This window comes from Niabella pedocola, assembly GCF_021044425.1.
GTDB lineage: Bacteria > Bacteroidota > Bacteroidia > Chitinophagales > Chitinophagaceae > Niabella > Niabella pedocola.
Map to the genome: position 1 here is coordinate 383,599 of NZ_JAJNEC010000006.1, position 15,127 is coordinate 398,725.

At 47.7% G+C, this 15,127-nt stretch carries 15 protein-coding genes; 8 read left to right on the forward strand and 7 right to left on the reverse strand.

Annotation, left to right across the window (positions count from 1 at the left end; translation table 11 throughout):
* Positions 1-11: 11 nt before the first annotated feature.
* From LQ567_RS20940 to LQ567_RS20970, 7 genes are all read left to right on the forward strand, one after another.
* Positions 12-536, forward strand: coding sequence for a DUF1905 domain-containing protein (locus LQ567_RS20940; RefSeq protein WP_231007710.1), 525 nt, complete (start codon positions 12-14; stop codon positions 534-536).
* Positions 537-671: 135 nt separating this feature from the next.
* Positions 672-1,283 carry an RNA polymerase sigma factor gene (locus tag LQ567_RS20945; RefSeq protein WP_231007711.1) on the forward strand — a complete coding sequence of 204 codons (612 nt, stop codon included), beginning with the start codon at positions 672-674 and terminating at the stop codon, positions 1,281-1,283.
* Positions 1,284-1,512: 229 nt separating this feature from the next.
* On the forward strand, positions 1,513-2,580 hold the full coding sequence (locus LQ567_RS20950) for a FecR family protein (RefSeq protein WP_231007712.1): 1,068 nt from the start codon (positions 1,513-1,515) through the stop codon (positions 2,578-2,580).
* A 174-nt stretch (positions 2,581-2,754) separates the two neighbouring features.
* Entirely contained in the window at positions 2,755-6,102 is a 3,348-nt protein-coding gene (locus tag LQ567_RS20955; RefSeq protein WP_231007713.1) for a TonB-dependent receptor, read from the forward strand.
* Between the two features lie 49 nt (positions 6,103-6,151).
* Positions 6,152-7,807, forward strand: a complete 1,656-nt coding sequence (locus tag LQ567_RS20960) for a RagB/SusD family nutrient uptake outer membrane protein (RefSeq protein WP_231007714.1) — start codon at positions 6,152-6,154, stop codon at positions 7,805-7,807.
* Positions 7,808-7,837: 30 nt separating this feature from the next.
* Positions 7,838-8,350, forward strand: coding sequence for a hypothetical protein (locus LQ567_RS20965; RefSeq protein ID WP_231007716.1), 513 nt, complete (start codon positions 7,838-7,840; stop codon positions 8,348-8,350).
* Between the two features lie 207 nt (positions 8,351-8,557).
* Positions 8,558-9,937: a UDP-N-acetylmuramate--L-alanine ligase gene (locus tag LQ567_RS20970; RefSeq protein ID WP_231007718.1), complete on the forward strand. Its 1,380-nt coding sequence runs from the start codon at positions 8,558-8,560 to the stop codon at positions 9,935-9,937.
* Here LQ567_RS20970 and LQ567_RS20975 read toward each other — a convergent pair.
* The 3 genes from LQ567_RS20975 to LQ567_RS20985 all read right to left on the reverse strand — a co-directional run bounded on the left by LQ567_RS20975 (position 9,934) and on the right by LQ567_RS20985 (position 11,487).
* Positions 9,934-10,398, reverse strand: a complete 465-nt coding sequence (locus LQ567_RS20975) for a hypothetical protein (RefSeq protein WP_231007720.1) — start codon at positions 10,396-10,398, stop codon at positions 9,934-9,936. The two genes, LQ567_RS20970 and LQ567_RS20975, sit on opposite strands and share 4 nt — an antisense overlap.
* 155 nt (positions 10,399-10,553) lie before the next feature.
* Positions 10,554-10,916, reverse strand: coding sequence for a hypothetical protein (locus LQ567_RS20980; protein WP_231007721.1), 363 nt, complete (start codon positions 10,914-10,916; stop codon positions 10,554-10,556).
* Positions 10,909-11,487 (reverse strand): RNA polymerase sigma factor, encoded by a 579-nt coding sequence (locus LQ567_RS20985; protein WP_231007722.1) that lies wholly within the window; start codon positions 11,485-11,487, stop codon positions 10,909-10,911. Before LQ567_RS20985 ends, LQ567_RS20980 begins: the two co-directional genes overlap by 8 nt.
* A 368-nt stretch (positions 11,488-11,855) precedes the next feature.
* On the opposite strand from LQ567_RS20985, the gene LQ567_RS20990 reads away from it, so the two are divergent.
* Positions 11,856-12,659 carry a C40 family peptidase gene (locus LQ567_RS20990; RefSeq protein ID WP_231007723.1) on the forward strand — a complete coding sequence of 268 codons (804 nt, stop codon included), beginning with the start codon at positions 11,856-11,858 and terminating at the stop codon, positions 12,657-12,659.
* Here the strand turns inward: LQ567_RS20990 and LQ567_RS20995 are convergent.
* The 4 genes from LQ567_RS20995 to LQ567_RS21010 all read right to left on the reverse strand — a co-directional run bounded on the left by LQ567_RS20995 (position 12,631) and on the right by LQ567_RS21010 (position 15,079).
* Positions 12,631-13,296: a hypothetical protein gene (locus LQ567_RS20995; RefSeq protein WP_231007724.1), complete on the reverse strand. Its 666-nt coding sequence runs from the start codon at positions 13,294-13,296 to the stop codon at positions 12,631-12,633. The genes LQ567_RS20990 and LQ567_RS20995 overlap by 29 nt on opposite strands.
* Before the next feature lie 16 nt (positions 13,297-13,312).
* Positions 13,313-13,861 carry an inorganic diphosphatase gene (locus tag LQ567_RS21000; protein ID WP_231007725.1) on the reverse strand — a complete coding sequence of 183 codons (549 nt, stop codon included), beginning with the start codon at positions 13,859-13,861 and terminating at the stop codon, positions 13,313-13,315.
* Between the two features lie 114 nt (positions 13,862-13,975).
* Positions 13,976-14,386 carry a hypothetical protein gene (locus tag LQ567_RS21005; RefSeq protein ID WP_231007726.1) on the reverse strand — a complete coding sequence of 137 codons (411 nt, stop codon included), beginning with the start codon at positions 14,384-14,386 and terminating at the stop codon, positions 13,976-13,978.
* 36 nt (positions 14,387-14,422) lie between these two features.
* On the reverse strand, positions 14,423-15,079 hold the full coding sequence (locus LQ567_RS21010) for a DUF4878 domain-containing protein (protein WP_231007727.1): 657 nt from the start codon (positions 15,077-15,079) through the stop codon (positions 14,423-14,425).
* Between the last annotated feature and the right edge of the window lie 48 nt (positions 15,080-15,127).

The window sequence follows — 15,127 nt, forward strand, 5'->3', positions numbered from 1 at the left end:
ACTTTATCATCATGAAAAAGCAGGTGACCGTTTCCTTAACCGCGCGATTGCTGAAGTTTGCGGAAAATGGCGATAAAACCGGGTGGACCTATATTGAGATTCCGGCCGACCTGGCGCAGGAGTTGCTGCCCGGTAATAAAAAGAGCTTCCAGGTGAAGGGGGCTCTCGACCATCATAAAATAGCCGGGGCTTCGCTGTTGCCCATGGGCGGAGGCAATTTTATCCTGCCGGTAAATGCCACCATGCGAAAGGGCATCCGTAAAAAAGAAGGGGCAATGGTGGAAGTGCAGCTGCAACTGGAAACCAAAAAATACGAGCTCAATAAGGAACTGCTGGATTGTTTGGCGGAGGAACCGGAGGCGCTTGCCTACTTCCGTTCCCTGGCGCCCTCGCACCAAAACTATTTCAGCAAATGGGTAGATGCTGCAAAAACAGATGGCACAAAGGTTACCCGCATTGCCCGGTGTGTACATGGGTTGCAGCGGAAATGGAATTATGGCCAGATGATCCGGTTCTATAAGAATAAGGAGGGCTGATTTAAACAGAAGGACGGGTCGCCTGTTCTGAACTGCATAAAAACCAGTAGCCGATATTGTTTCCCGTAAAAGAAGCGGACGCAAAAAGAATGATAGCTGTCTTTAGACGTCCGGATAAATAATAAACCGATATTTGTGCCATACCGGGGCTCCGGTATTTATAATGCCTCATTAAAACGATACATGGGAAGGGATCAGCATTTAAAGCGTCAATTGTTGTGGGAACGGATCATTAACGGAGACAAAGACGCTTTTTTTGATCTGTACAAAGAACTGTATTACCCGCTGGTAAATTTTGGAATAACCATATGTGCGGATGCTGCGGTAGCGGCAGAGGCGGCTGATGAGGTATTTATTACGCTGTGGCAAAAGCACCGCTCATTCGGTCGCGTAGAACAGGTTGAATCCTACCTGCGCACGTTTGTGAAGCGTAAGATCTTTCGCCTGCTGGAGCGCAAACGCAAAATAAACGATGCCCTGGCAAATTCCTTTAAAGAAGACGAGTGGGTGGAGATGAGTTACGAGGAGTTCATTGTACGGGTTCAAACGGACGAACTGGTAAAGGAACAATTAAAAGCTGCCCTGGAGAAGCTCACTTACCGGCAAAAACAGTTAATCTGTCTGAAGTTCTTCGACGGGCTTTCCTATGAACAGATCGCTGCGCAAACCAATCAAACCATTAAAACAGCCTATAACACCATTTATGATGCGCTGAAAATACTAAGGAAGGAACTGGGCGCAGCTTAGCCAGCCAGCAGTTATCAGCAGGCTGCCTGCATCCGACAAAGATCGGCATCTATATCTGCGCACAGCGGTCTTTATCCCACCCGCTAAAAGCCGGCCCCGCGTACTTTCAGGAGCTGATGCGGACCTTTTCAAAAAAAAAATAAAAAAAAGTTTGATTTTTCTTAGGAAAAAGGAATAGATACGGGCACTGTTATATTATAAAGGGTGCTATTGCCATTTTTGAACCGTTATGACGATTGATCGAACAGATTTTAATGCAGAGGACTTTTTAATCGACAGCAGTTTTCAGCAGTATTGTGCCGGAACCGATGCGTTGAGCATTCGTTACTGGGAGCAATACATCGCGGCACATCCGGAGCAGAAAGCGGTTATTGAGGAAGCCCGGCGCCTGTACCGGATCCTGAGCGGCAACAAACCGGAGATGAATGCCCGCCTGGCTGCAGTTGAAAAGAAAATGGACCGGCGTGCCGGGATGCGGCTCCTGGGCAATACCTGGTTCAGGGCGGCAGCGGTATTCCTGATCCTGGCATCGGGTATGGGGTGGTACCTGGGGATGCGCCACCAGGCACCAGATGTATATAACGAAGCCCCCATGGCCGTTTATACCACCAGCAGCGGGGAACGGAAAAAGATCGTATTACCGGATGGTACGGTTGTATTACTGAATGCGCAAAGCCGGTTATCGGTGCGCAAAGCATTTAACGGTACCAACCGGGATGTATTGCTGAATGGGGAGGGCTTTTTTAGTGTGGCGCACAACCGCAACAAGCCCTTCAATGTATATACCGGGGACCTAAAAGTAAAAGTACTGGGTACGGAGTTTAATGTAAAGGCCTATGACAATGACGCCTCATCGGAGGTGACGTTGCTGAAAGGGGCGGTTACCATGGAAACAACCCAAACCGGTAATGCCGCCATCTCCCTTAAGCCGGGACAGAAGATCGTTTATAACCGGAAACGCTCCGGTAAAAATACGGAAACCGCCAGGACCGGTACCGGAGATAATCTTCCTGAGATGACATTGTATCCATATACGCTTACCAAGGACAGCACCATTTTAGAAACGGCGTGGACCCAAAACCGTATTGTGATCCAGGATCAGGAGCTGAAGGATGTAAAGGAACTCCTGGAAAAATGGTATGGAGTGGAGATTGTTTTCGATGATCCGGACATCGGGTCTTACCGTTTTACAGCCGTTTTTATAAATGAAACCATTGAACAGGCTTTAACTGCTTTGCAACAGGCAAAGAGCTTTAAATACAGCATACAGGGAAATAAAATAACAATAACAAAATAAAAAAAGGACGGTGTTTGCGCACCGCCCGTACTTTTTTGACTTGAAAGAGATTGGTGGCCCATGCTCCAACATACGCCATTCAATCAATTATTACGATCAAAATACAAAAATATGAACTATTATTTGCTTCTGCGGCATTCCCGGTACAGGAATGTCTTTAAATGGATTGTATTCATGAAACTAACGATTCTTTTCGCCTGTATTGCGTTGAATGTTTCGGCGAATGTGTTTTCCCAGGACAAGGTTTCCCTTCACATCCAGAAGGAAAACCTTGCCAATGTGCTGAAGATGATTGAACAGCAAACCAGTTACCGGTTTGTGTACAGCTCTTCCTATGTACCGGTTGAAAAAAATATCAGCATTTCTGTAAAAAATGCTTCGATAAACGAGGTGCTTACGCAATTGCTCCGGGGTACCAACCTGGGTTTTTCGGTAACCGGCACCTCACTGGTGACCATCTCCCGTCAGGAGGATATTACCATTACCGGAACGGTTAAAAATGAGCAGGGTGAACCACTGATCGGGGCTTCTGTAAAGATCAAAGGAAGCGCTACCGGCATTGCTACTGACGGCGACGGCCGTTTCTCGATCCGCGTTCCGGCAGGCGGAAGCATACTGGTATTTTCCCATGTGGGATACGAGGATGTGGAAGTACCGGTTACAACCCCTCAAAGTATCAGTATCGTTTTAAAAGAAAAGCAGCAGGAATCGGCGGAAGTAGTGGTGATCGGGTATGGAACCCAAAAGAAGATCAACCTTAGCGGTGCCGTAGCACAGGTAGGGGGTAAGGATCTGGTGAACCGGCCGGTACCGAATGTTACCGCGGCTTTGCAGGGTGTGGTACCCGGTGTAACGGTTACCCGGTCCAGCGGTAAGCCGGGTGCTGAAGGCATTAGCTTCCAGATCAGGGGTGCCACTTCCTCAAACGGCGCCAGTGCCCTGGTGCTGGTGGATGGAATTGAACAGAATATCAACCTGATCGATCCGAATGAAGTAGAAACAATCTCCGTACTTAAAGATGCATCGGCCTCTGCCATATATGGAGCAAGGGCGGCGGCCGGAGTAGTGCTCATTACTACTAAAAAAGCAGCGCTGGGTAAAACGCGGGTAACGTTTAACGGATACTACGGATGGAACATCAACGCCCGGATGCCGGAACGGCTCAATTCCTGGGATGAACAGATCCTGATTGATGAAGCGCGCGCCAATGCTACCGGATCGCCGGAGTATAATGCCGAGCAGCGGGAATGGATCCGCAATCCCAATTTATGGTACCGCCCCAACCCCGCAACCGATCGCTGGGAGTACTTCGCCAATACCAACTGGATCAAGGAGGGGATGGATAAGGTCAATCATATGCAGAACTATTCGTTGTCTGTAAGCGGGGGTACGGATAAGCTGAACTACCTGGTAATGGGAAGCTTTTATAACAGGGACGGGGTGTTGCGGTATGGCCCGGATAACAACGACCGCTATAACCTGAGAAGTAATATCAATGCAGAACTTAATAAGTATATCAGCCTGAAAGTAAACCTGGGGTATATCAGCTCGGTGATCGATGAAAATTCATATGGTACGGATGGCATCATCAACCTGATTTACCGGGGGCGCACCCGCCAGCCCCTCTATGTGCCGGACGAGGATACCACAGGGCAGCGCTATAATGGCGACCTGATGCTCAATCCCGTGGATATTGAAAATAATGCAGGGCTCAAACGGTCGAACCTGGAAAACCTTACGGCAAGGCTTGGTTTCCAGGTAAAGAATGTGGTAAAAGGACTTACGCTGGATGTGATCGGCTGGAGAAACCAGGGCTTCCTGACCTCCGAGGCTCATAACCGGAGCATCTTCTGGTATGGCCGTTCAAAGAATACCGTAAGAGGCGTGATCAACGATCCCAACTCGATTTCGGTGATCAAGGCAAAAAGTTTTCAAAACAATCTGCAGGGATACCTCACCTACCAGCTGAATGTTGGCGGTGATCATCATATCAAACTGATGCAGGGCGGATCTTATGAAGAATACCGGGCCGATTCACTGACCACCAGCGTGCAGCGGATGTTTAACAACGAGGTGTTCAATGTAAACTTTGGCGATCCTACCACGCTTCAATCGCGGCAGGATATCGGCACCTGGGCGCTGGCTTCCGCGTTTGGAAGAGTGAATTACGATTATAAAGGCCGTTATTTCCTGGAAGCTTCCTACCGGTATGATGGCAGCTCGCGGCTGGCACCGGAAAATCGCTGGCAGTTGTTCCCGTCCTTTTCGGCCGCATGGCGCTTAGGTGATGAACCATTTATTAGGGATCATCTTTCTTTTGTAAATGATCTGAAGCTGCGGGGCTCCTGGGGTGAACTGGGCAACGGCTCCCCGCTGGGCTATTATCCCTACCTGGCTACGCTTACCTCCGGCAACAACCTGGTGTTTAATAATGCAAGAGCCCAGTATTATTACCAGGAGGTACTGGCATCACCCTTTGTAACCTGGGAAACATTGCAGCAGATGAATATCGGTCTGGATCTGGCACTGTTCCGGAACCGGCTCCAGTTAACGGCCGATTATTATGTGAAACGTAATAAAGACATGCTGGCGAAAGTAAACCTGCCCAGTATTATCGGGGTAGCCACACCTTTTTACAATACCGGCGAGCTGAAAAGCTGGGGTACGGAGCTGGATGTAAAATGGAATGATAAATGGGGGGCTGTAAATTATAATATCGGCTTTAATATTTCTGATATGCAGAATAAGCTGGTGAAGTACAACGGACTGAATGTGATTAACCTCGACGCTAATGCCCAGGGCGGCATTACACCGTTGCTGGAAGGATACCCGTTGAATACGGTGTGGGGATACCGGACCGACGGCTTTTTCCAGACGCAGCAGGAAGCCGATGATTACAGAAGTCGCATACAGGTACCACCCAATGCCAGCTTCCCGGTGAAATCGGCACCCGGTGATATCCGGTACGTAGATCTCAACGGAGATAACAGGATCAACTTCGGCAGCGCTACGCCACAGGATCGCGGCGACCTGGTATACCTGGGTACCACAAATCCCCGGTATGCATATGGTTTTAACCTGGGACTGAACTGGAAAGGGGTCGATTTTTCGGTGTTCTTCCAGGGGGTGCTCGACCGCAAGTTTGTGGTAAACCCCACTGCCATGGTACCCTATATCGGTACGGCCGAACAGGCTTCCACCATACATATGGACCGCTGGACGCCGGATAATCCCAATGCATATTTTGCCCGGATGTACCAGCAGGCAAGCTTTAACTACCTGACCTCCGACCGCTGGACGCAGAATGGAAATTACCTCCGGCTGAAGAACCTGCAGATCGGTTATAAGGTACCCATGAAGCGCGGTGCAATCAAAGACCTCCGGGTATATGCTTCCGGCCAGGATCTTTGGGAGCATACCAAGGTGTTGAAGATATTTGATCCGGAAGTGCCCAACGATGTACGAACCACGGCCTATCCGTTCTACCGGAGCGTATCTGTTGGCCTGAACATGACGCTGTAACTGTACAGTTCAGATAGAAATGAAATTGAATAACGATAAAAATATTTATATGAAAAAAAGCATTGTTGCCTTAATGGCTGCTGTACTTTTTACCACCTGTTTTAGCGCCTGCTCCATCGACCGCAAACCGGAGTCGCTGTTCCCTGATGACGAATTCTGGAATACGGAAGCCGATCTTAAAGGAGCCGCCAACCGCCTGTATCAGCAACTGCTGCCCAACTGGAACGATGTACGGGCAGATGATGCACGGGCAACCACGTTTAACGATATCAGTAACGGTACCCGGGGCATACCAGCCACCAGCACCGACTGGTCTGGCCCGTATACCATTATTTTTACGGCCAATAATATTTTAACAAAGGGCGGTAAGGCCGGTGTTTCCGATGCGGTTAAGAACCGCTATTTTGGTGAAGCGCGCTTCTTCAGGGCGTATAACTTTTTTCAGCTCCTTCAGAAATACGGGGATGTACCGCTGTTGCTGAAGTTGCTGGATTTTGGATCGCCGGAATTGTATATGCCACGGACCCCGAGAGCGCAGGTCATTACACAAATCTATGATGACCTGGATTTTGCGGCAACCTGGTTGCCTTCCTTCACACAGCTGGCAGCGGCAGACTACGGGCGCATTACCAAAAGTGCAGCGCTGGCCTTAAAGGCCCGGGTAGCACTGTATGAGGGCACAAGATTAAAGTTTCACGGAGGGCAGGAGGGCTGGCAGCAGCATCTGCAAAAAGCGGTAGAAGCCGCTGATAACGCTATGAAACAAGGACATGCATTGTTTTCCGATTACGGAAACCTGTTCCGTCTGGAAGGGGATGGTGCAGCCAATAAGGAAAATATTTTTGTAAAAGTATACGGGGTCAGTTCTACCAACCCGATCCTTACGCACAACCATTCCAGTGAGCTTTCCAACGGGGCGCTTGCTGTTACCCGCAATCTCATCCGGATGTACCTGTACGCCGACGGTTTGCCGGCTTTTAATACCGATAACAATGCTTCTGCAGTGCGTTCCTCTTATTTTGTATCTGAAGGCAATGAAACCTCCTATAATACGGTGCTGGAAAACCGGGATCCCCGGCTGGCCCAAACCGTTTATCTGTATAAAGAGCCCTCCTTCGACCGGCCCTGGATACCGGAGATCAACCAGGCCGGCCGCACGGCATACGGAACCAAGAAAGGATTTTATAAGGAGAACGGGCAGGGGAGTATTTGTACCGGCGACCGGATCCTGATCCGCTATGCCGAGGTATTGCTCACCTACGCGGAGGCAAAATATGAACTTGCGGAAGCCATCTCCGATGATGACCTCGACAAGACGATTAACCTGCTGCGGACCCGCGCTGGTTTGAATGTAAAACTCAGCAACAGCTTTGTGAATGCCCACAACCTCAGCATGCGGGAGGAAATAAGAAGAGAACGCACCGTGGAGCTGGCACTGGAAGGGTTTCGTTACGACGACCTGATGCGCTGGAAAACCGCAGAGACAGTATTGCCCCAGGCACTTTTAGGGGCCAAATACATCCAAAGCGAGTGGACCACCACAAAAGACCCCAGCGTACTTACACTGAACAGCGACCAGGTATTGGTGGTAGAGCCGGCAAACGCGCGCACTTTTAAAACAAACAGGGATTATCTGTATCCCGTGCCGCAAAATGAAATCAACCTGAGCAATAACAATGTGGTGCAAAACCCCAACTGGCAGTAACCTTATTTTAAGACTTAAATTTTTTCAGCAATGAAAGTGATCAAAAATATAACCGTTGCTTTTAGCCTGTTAGCAATACTGGCATCCTGTGAAGACAAAGATTATCCGAAGGGCGTGGAAGAGTATGCACACCACTATTACCTGGTATTTTACCCCAATACCAATGACACGGTTAAAGTACAGCGCAGCCAAACGGCTTTATTAAAGCTGCCGGTACAGTTTTACTCGGCCTTTACCCGTGATTATGATGCGGTAGCCTATTATATTGCAGATACGGCCCGCATCTCCAACCGTGCGGTACGGGGCACCGATTTTGAAATCACAGACCGGAACGGCAATACGCTTCAGCCCGATGCCGGCGGTCGCTTTTCCATTACCTTTCCAAAAGCAAAACAGGCAAAAGATACCATCTATGTAAAAATGCTCAATGCTGCAGCTCCCGGTTCCCGCAGGGTTACCATCGGCATACTGGGAAATACGACCGGTCAGTATACCGTGGATACCTTTGCGGTAGGTCATTTACGGCCGCTGGTGATCAATTAATACATACATCAATGGCTTCGGTTTAAAGTAGGACATTTAGGGTCTGGTCTCCGGGTTACTCAAGCGGCAAGCGCCCTTGGGAAAGTGAGTAGGACAACGGCTGACCTCTGCGTGGGTGGCGGTTGGAATACAACGCAGTAACCAGGGCCGCAATGATTTTATAATTCTGTTTTGACAGATTTAATCCTTTACCGACATTTGCCATCTATGGTAACCAGTTTGGAACAGATCAGAAACCCCTTTTTTATTGGGGTTGCCGGTGCCGGCATGAGCGCAATTGCACAGTACTTACAGGGTGTTGGAAAAAACGTGTCCGGAAGCGACCGGTTTTTTAACGAAGGAAAGGCTGGAGATATAAAAGAAAAACTGGAGGCCGAAGGGATCCGTTGTTTTTTACAGAACGGGGACGGCATTACACCGGATACAGACCTGGTAGTGGCCTCTACGGCTATTGAAGATACAGTGGAAGAGATCCGGAAGGCAAAAGCACTGAATATTCCGGTGATCCGCCGGTCGGAGCTGCTGGCGCTCATAGCCGCAAGCAAAAAGACCATAGCGGTAGGCGGCACCAGCGGCAAAAGCACTACTACGGGTATGTTATTCGATATCCTGCAGCAGGGCGGCCTGCAGCCTTCAGTGATCAGCGGTGCCGGGCTGGTTACGCTGATAAAAAAAGGAAAAATAGGCAATGCATTTGTGGGAGCCGGGGAATGGCTGGTGATTGAGGCAGATGAAAGTGATGGCTCCATTGTACAATATCATCCGGAAGTAGGACTGCTGCTGAATATTGAAAAAGATCATAAAGAGCTGGACGAGTTGATGCAGGTGTTTGAAACGTTCAGGAATAACAGCAACCGGTTTTGCGTAAACCGGTCCAACGAGCATTCCCGGAAATTATCGGCGGATGCGGCAAACGATTTTTGCGTAGATGAAAACTGCACCGGCGCCGGGTTTCGGGCCACTGGTTTTGAACAGAACGGGTTTCAGATATCCTTTGCACTCAATGGCCAGCCATTTGAACTGAAGCTGCTGGGGCGTCATAATATGGAGAATGCGGTGGCGGCAGCTACTGCCGCTGCACTTGCGGGTGTATCCCTGGAAACCGCGGCCATTGCATTAAAACAGTACGAAGGTATTTACCGCAGGGCACAGGTGCTTGGGCAAAAGAACGGGGTGTGGGTCGTGGATGATTTTGCACACAACCCGGTTAAATGTGCGGCAGCTATCCGCTCCTGTCAGCCGGTTTCGGATAAAGTAGTGGCATGGTTTCAACCTCATGGGTATACGCCTACCAAATTTTTACGTAAAGAGTTTGTGGAGGAGATCGGTAATGCCCTCAGAGCCCAGGATGAAATCTGGATGAGCGAGATCTTTTATGCGGGTGGCACCACCACCAAGGATATTTCCGCCGGCGATCTGATCAATGACCTGAAAGCATTGGGAAAAAAAGCATACTTTGTAGAAAACAGGGACGAGCTGCTGACTACAGCGGGAAGCCATCTGCAACCAGGCACCACCCTGTTATTGATGGGCGCGCGCGACCCATCGCTGGAACAATTTGCTAAAAAGATTTACAGCGAACTTTAAACGGCAGCTCTTGCTGCTGCAATCTGATTGTAATTTTTCGGCTGAAACAGGTAAAAACACATTACCATGAGCAGGCTATAGTTGGTAGCATCACTCGGGTTTTCACCTTCTACAGAGCAAACGGCTACCGGTTTTTGACCCGCTTCATCAATGATTTCAATAACGTTGTTATCGTCATTTTTGAAATTCAGGTAAAACCGTTTATCATCTACTTCAATATATTTCTGACGCCCTTCCCGGGATATTTTCCCCAGTTCTGCACCGTACTCATTCTCTAAAACCTGCTTATTCTTGAAAAGACCTTTCTTTTTATAATGAAATAATCTTTTCTCCCCGTCTTTTGACTCCAGATAAACCGAATCGGATTTCGGTTTGTAGGCGAGGGTTAGCATTTTTTGACCATTGTACCACAATCCAAATCCGGTACTACCAAGGCTGGATGTAATAGTCTTCCATTGCATAACAAAAAATTTATGCTGCAAAGGTACAACCGGGGGCAACGGTATCGGGCACTGTTAATAAGAATTAATGTAAACTTAATACAAACTTAATGTTGGGGTCATTTTTTGCACATTCAACGCACAAAAGTGACAATTGTGGTGTAAAACGTTCATTATCACCCTGCCATCCTGCCATGAAGGAGCAGGTATACCAGTACCAGCAGGAGTAAAAGGATGAGTATGGAGAAGTAAAGCCACCATTGCGGTTTCAAATAGCGTTTATTCCGTTCCTTTCTTTTCTTTTCTGTGCGTTTTTTCAGATCCCTGTTGAGGGCATCTGCGATCAGCAGCAACCGTTCCGGGTTTTCCACCTCCTGTAAACCCTCTACCGCATCATTATAGAACGGGTCCTCCAGCAGTTGCCGCTCTACTTCATGCACATCTTCCCTGCCCAGCTCTTTTTTCAGATACTGCAACAGGGTTTCCTGGCTTACCTCTTTATTCAAATGGGATAATATGTCTTTTAAATCTTCAGCCATTCTCTTTTTTTGCTTTTTTAAGCATTTTTTGGATCAGCAATTTCAGATTCCGTTTGCCATTCTGAATATAACTCTTTACCTGTAACAGGCTATATCCTTCCGATGCGCTGATTTCCTGGTAACTTTTTTTCTTCAGATAGAACAAAATTACTGATTGCCGCTGCTCTTCGCTCAATGCATCCAGGGCATCTTTTAAAAGTTCGGGACTGATCGCTTCTTTTTCCGGCGCTTCCTCCGGCTGATCCGCCAGCTGATCGTTCTCCGTCAGTGCTACCGGAATGTTCCGCTTTTTATCGCGCAGTACCGTAAGGCAATGATTTTTGGCCACCGTGTATAGCCAGGATTTAAAATAGTCGATCTTGTACTTATGCACTTCCTGTATTACCTTCAGGAAGATCTGCTGAACGGCATCCTGCGCCTGGGTTTCATCCTTCAGGTATTTCATGCATACGCCAAAAAGCAGCAACGTATACCGCTCCAGGAGCACCCCCAGCCACGCGTTATCGCGGTCCTGCAGATAGCGGTGGAGCAAGTCCTGATCGCCTATATGGTCATAACGGCTTTGATTCACACAAATAAAGGTATTTAAACTATTTATAAGATGCAAGAATGCAGCGATTCCATATCCGATTAAAAAAATTAAATATCGGCTATTGAAACTAACATGAAGAAGCGATGATTTTACGCGCGGGATCAGAATTATGGGGCAGTATCCGGATCCGGATACTGAAAGCTGATAACTGATAGCTGATAGCCGATGGCTGACCGCTGATGGCGAAACAGTTCCGGTTTCGTACCCGGAGATCTGTTGAACATTCACATTTTCCGGAAAGATTGCGAAACAGTAATGGCCTCTTTACTTTTATATTTAATATGCTACATTGGATATTTTAAATTCCAAAGGAACCTATCTTTATCTTTCTTAAAAAAAATAGAGCTATGAAATATGGGATCGTGGTGATGCCGGTGGCACCGGTTCGTAAGAAGCCGCATCATAAGTATGAAATGGTGAACCAGCTGCTGTTTGGTGAAAAGGTGGCGATCCTTTCTTTTAAGGAAAAAGGCTGGTACAAGGTAAAAAGCCTGTACGACGGATATAAGGGTTGGGTTACCCATCACATGCTGCATGAAATTGACAAGGAAACGGCCCGGAGCCCGTTACTGCCTGTATTGGCAGGCGATCTCTTAAATACCATCGAGGTGAACGGGTTGCCCATGCATATACCCATGGGCGCCAGTATATGGCAGCCTGTACAGGGGAGGGGCATGATTGGGCACTGGGAGTACCATTACAACGGAGCAGTTGCCGCACCTGCCACGAACCCCGAAACATATCGGACGGCTATTGAAAAATATGCCCGCCAATGGTTGAACGCGCCTTATTTATGGGGTGGAAAAACCATACTGGGGGTAGACTGCAGCGGTTTCGCCCAAACGATTTTTAAAATGGCGGGCATTGCATTGCTGCGGGATGCCTGGCAACAGGCACAGGAAGGTACGGTGGTAAAAAAGCTGCAGGATGCACAACCGGGAGACCTCGCGTTTTTTGACGACCGCCAGGAAATTGTACACGTGGGCATTCTTTTAGGACCAGATCAGATCATTCATTCTTCGGGAAATGTGCGGATCGATACAATTGATAAAAAGGGCATCATCCGTCAGGATACCGGAAAGCGTACCCACCAGTTGAAACTGATCAAACGGATGCCTCAGTTTAGTCCACAGGAAGCGCAGACCAGTTAATATATTGTCTGATTGAAAAGTAACCACCTCTGGGCACTGCCCGGTTATTGACGTAATTCATGCGCAGTGCCACCAGCAAGGCCAGTTCTCCATCCTCTTTTACATACCATCCGATCGATATCGGCGGTGACGCAGACCCGCTGGAGGTAAGATTGGTAAGGGCGCCTTCGCGGATGCCCTTGATCGTGTTCAGTAAAATTTCTTCGCCATTCGGAAGATCTCTTTTTATTTTCTTGCAGATCCTTTTGTATTCTCTTTGTACTGCTTTTACCGTTTGGGCGGTGCTGTCAAAAAAACCGGTGATCTGGTAAAAAACAAAGGTATCCAGTATTCGGTCCCGGCGCCGGATCACCAGTTCTTTTTCCCCCAGCAGCATTTCAACTCTCCGGGCACGGATGGCAAACGGGTTAAAGGTTTTGTAATCGCCCTGTATGTTAAAAAGGCTGGTATCTGTTTTATCTGTATCCTCCGTAACGGTTAATTGCGGATCTGTTTTAACAGCGTTCACAAAGTCTGAAAACCGCCCTGTAAACGGATTTACCCTGAAATACTCTTTCACTACTTTATAGAACTGGTCCTGTGCGGAAGCCGGCGCCGCAATCCCCAAAAAAAACAGGAAGGTAAGCAGGTGTTTCATTTAAAAAAAACAGGAATTAAGGCATTTCTTTGAACTTTTTCTTGTAATAGTCGATGGCTTCCGAAATAATAGACAACGCAGTCTCCTTGTCCTGGAAGGTGTCAATTTCTACTTTCTTGCTCTCAAGTACTTTATACTGCTCGAAGAAGTTGCGCATTTCCAGCAGGAAGTGATGAGGCAGCTCATCAATATTTTCGTAATGGTTTACAGAGGGATCATCAATGGCTACGGCAATGATCTTGTCATCACGCTCACCGCTGTCGATCATCTGCATATTGCCGATCACCTTGGCCCGCACCAAACAAAAAGAACGGATGGTTTGAGAGCAAAGTACCAGTATATCCAGCGGATCATGATCCTGTCCCAGGGTTTTGGGAATAAACCCATAGTTAACCGGGTAGTGAAAGGAAGAATAGATGACCCGGTCCAGCTTTAACAATCCCGTTTCTTTATCAATTTCGTATTTAGCACGGGATCCCTCCGGTATTTCAATGATTGCATTTACAATTTCCGGTGCGCCTGCTCCATAACTAACCCCGTGCCAGGGGTGTGTGATTGTTGCCATCGTATTCATGTTTTTTAGTCAATAAGGAATCGTCACTTCCTGGTCATCGATTCAATCAAAAATAACAAGTTTTTTAATCGGAATGTTTTTAAACCGCTATTTATTGTAAAGGGTTTATTTGTTGGGGTCGAACAGGTATTTAAAGTCTACCAGCCAGGCTCCGTCTTTTTTTACTACTTTCAGTGTATCCTTATTGTCTTTATAATAGGAGTTGGAATAAACGATAATGCTTACGGAATCGTTCAGCAGTTTGCGCTGGTGGATATTGATGGAGGCATCCCAGAGTCCCTGTTTTTCATCCGGGCTGCGTGGCATGCGGGCTACGGCATCCAGGCGTTCATCATTTGCCGAATCATGCAGCATATAGCTGGCCGCACTTTTAAAATTGCCTCTCAGAGCAGCCTGTATAAAACTGCGGGCGGCGTCAATATCCGAATCACCGGGCTCGTTTTTATCCGACTTATCGGGCAAACAGGCGGGCAATAAAAAAAGCAGGAACAAAAAGTAAAAACCAGTTCTTTTCATTCCTGCAAGATAAACAACTTTATGCTCTCTTACTGCTTATTTTGTCTTTTCGAGACTTTTCCGGATCTCTTCCACTTTTTTAGGATCCACATGTTTCAGCACGCTGTCCGCCATTTTTTGCGCCTGTTCCGAGTTCACCATTCCTTCGATCTCCTTTAACTTTTGGGGATCCATATTCTTTAAAACGCTGTCCGCCATTTTCTGTGCCTGCTCTACCTGCTCCGGCGAAACATTAGGATGCTCCAGGCCTTCGGCGCCGCCGTTTTCCTGCATTTTGCTCATGCCCATTTTCATGAGTGCTGCCATAGAAAAATCTACCTTCCACTGGCCATCTTCTTTAACCAGGGATATTTCAGAAGGGTCCTGTTTTTTGCTTTTGCTGCTTACTTTCACATAGGCCGTGTCACCGGAAATCCGGGGATCGCCGAATTCCACGTCTTTAAATTCTTTTGTGGGATCTGTTTTTTCGGCAGCCGTATCCATTTTCTGGGCCATATCCATTCCCTTTTTGATCATGTCCAGTGTAGATTTGCTGTCTTTCGTAGCCAGCTTTGCGGCACCATCGATATCTTTTTTTGCAAGCAGCTCAAAGAAATGAACCAGGACGGCCTTGGGGTCACTGCTCGATTGACATCCTGTGATACCCGCTACCAGCAGGACGAAAATAGGTAACAACTGAATAATTTTTTTCATAATGTAAATTGGTTTTAAAGTGCAAATGTAGGTACTTATCAGCCACCG

Coding starts and splice junctions, on each gene's coding strand:
- LQ567_RS20950 (WP_231007712.1), top strand. CDS start 1,513: ATGACGATTGATCGAACAGATTTTAATGCAGAGGACTTTTTAATCGAC.
- LQ567_RS21005 (WP_231007726.1), bottom strand. CDS start 14,386: ATGAAAAGAACTGGTTTTTACTTTTTGTTCCTGCTTTTTTTATTGCCC.
- LQ567_RS20970 (WP_231007718.1), top strand. CDS start 8,558: ATGGTAACCAGTTTGGAACAGATCAGAAACCCCTTTTTTATTGGGGTT.
- LQ567_RS20965 (WP_231007716.1), top strand. CDS start 7,838: ATGAAAGTGATCAAAAATATAACCGTTGCTTTTAGCCTGTTAGCAATA.
- LQ567_RS20940 (WP_231007710.1), top strand. CDS start 12: ATGAAAAAGCAGGTGACCGTTTCCTTAACCGCGCGATTGCTGAAGTTT.
- LQ567_RS20975 (WP_231007720.1), bottom strand. CDS start 10,398: ATGCAATGGAAGACTATTACATCCAGCCTTGGTAGTACCGGATTTGGA.
- LQ567_RS21010 (WP_231007727.1), bottom strand. CDS start 15,079: ATGAAAAAAATTATTCAGTTGTTACCTATTTTCGTCCTGCTGGTAGCG.
- LQ567_RS21000 (WP_231007725.1), bottom strand. CDS start 13,861: ATGGCAACAATCACACACCCCTGGCACGGGGTTAGTTATGGAGCAGGC.
- LQ567_RS20980 (WP_231007721.1), bottom strand. CDS start 10,916: ATGGCTGAAGATTTAAAAGACATATTATCCCATTTGAATAAAGAGGTA.
- LQ567_RS20955 (WP_231007713.1), top strand. CDS start 2,755: ATGAAACTAACGATTCTTTTCGCCTGTATTGCGTTGAATGTTTCGGCG.
- LQ567_RS20995 (WP_231007724.1), bottom strand. CDS start 13,296: ATGAAACACCTGCTTACCTTCCTGTTTTTTTTGGGGATTGCGGCGCCG.
- LQ567_RS20960 (WP_231007714.1), top strand. CDS start 6,152: ATGAAAAAAAGCATTGTTGCCTTAATGGCTGCTGTACTTTTTACCACC.
- LQ567_RS20990 (WP_231007723.1), top strand. CDS start 11,856: ATGAAATATGGGATCGTGGTGATGCCGGTGGCACCGGTTCGTAAGAAG.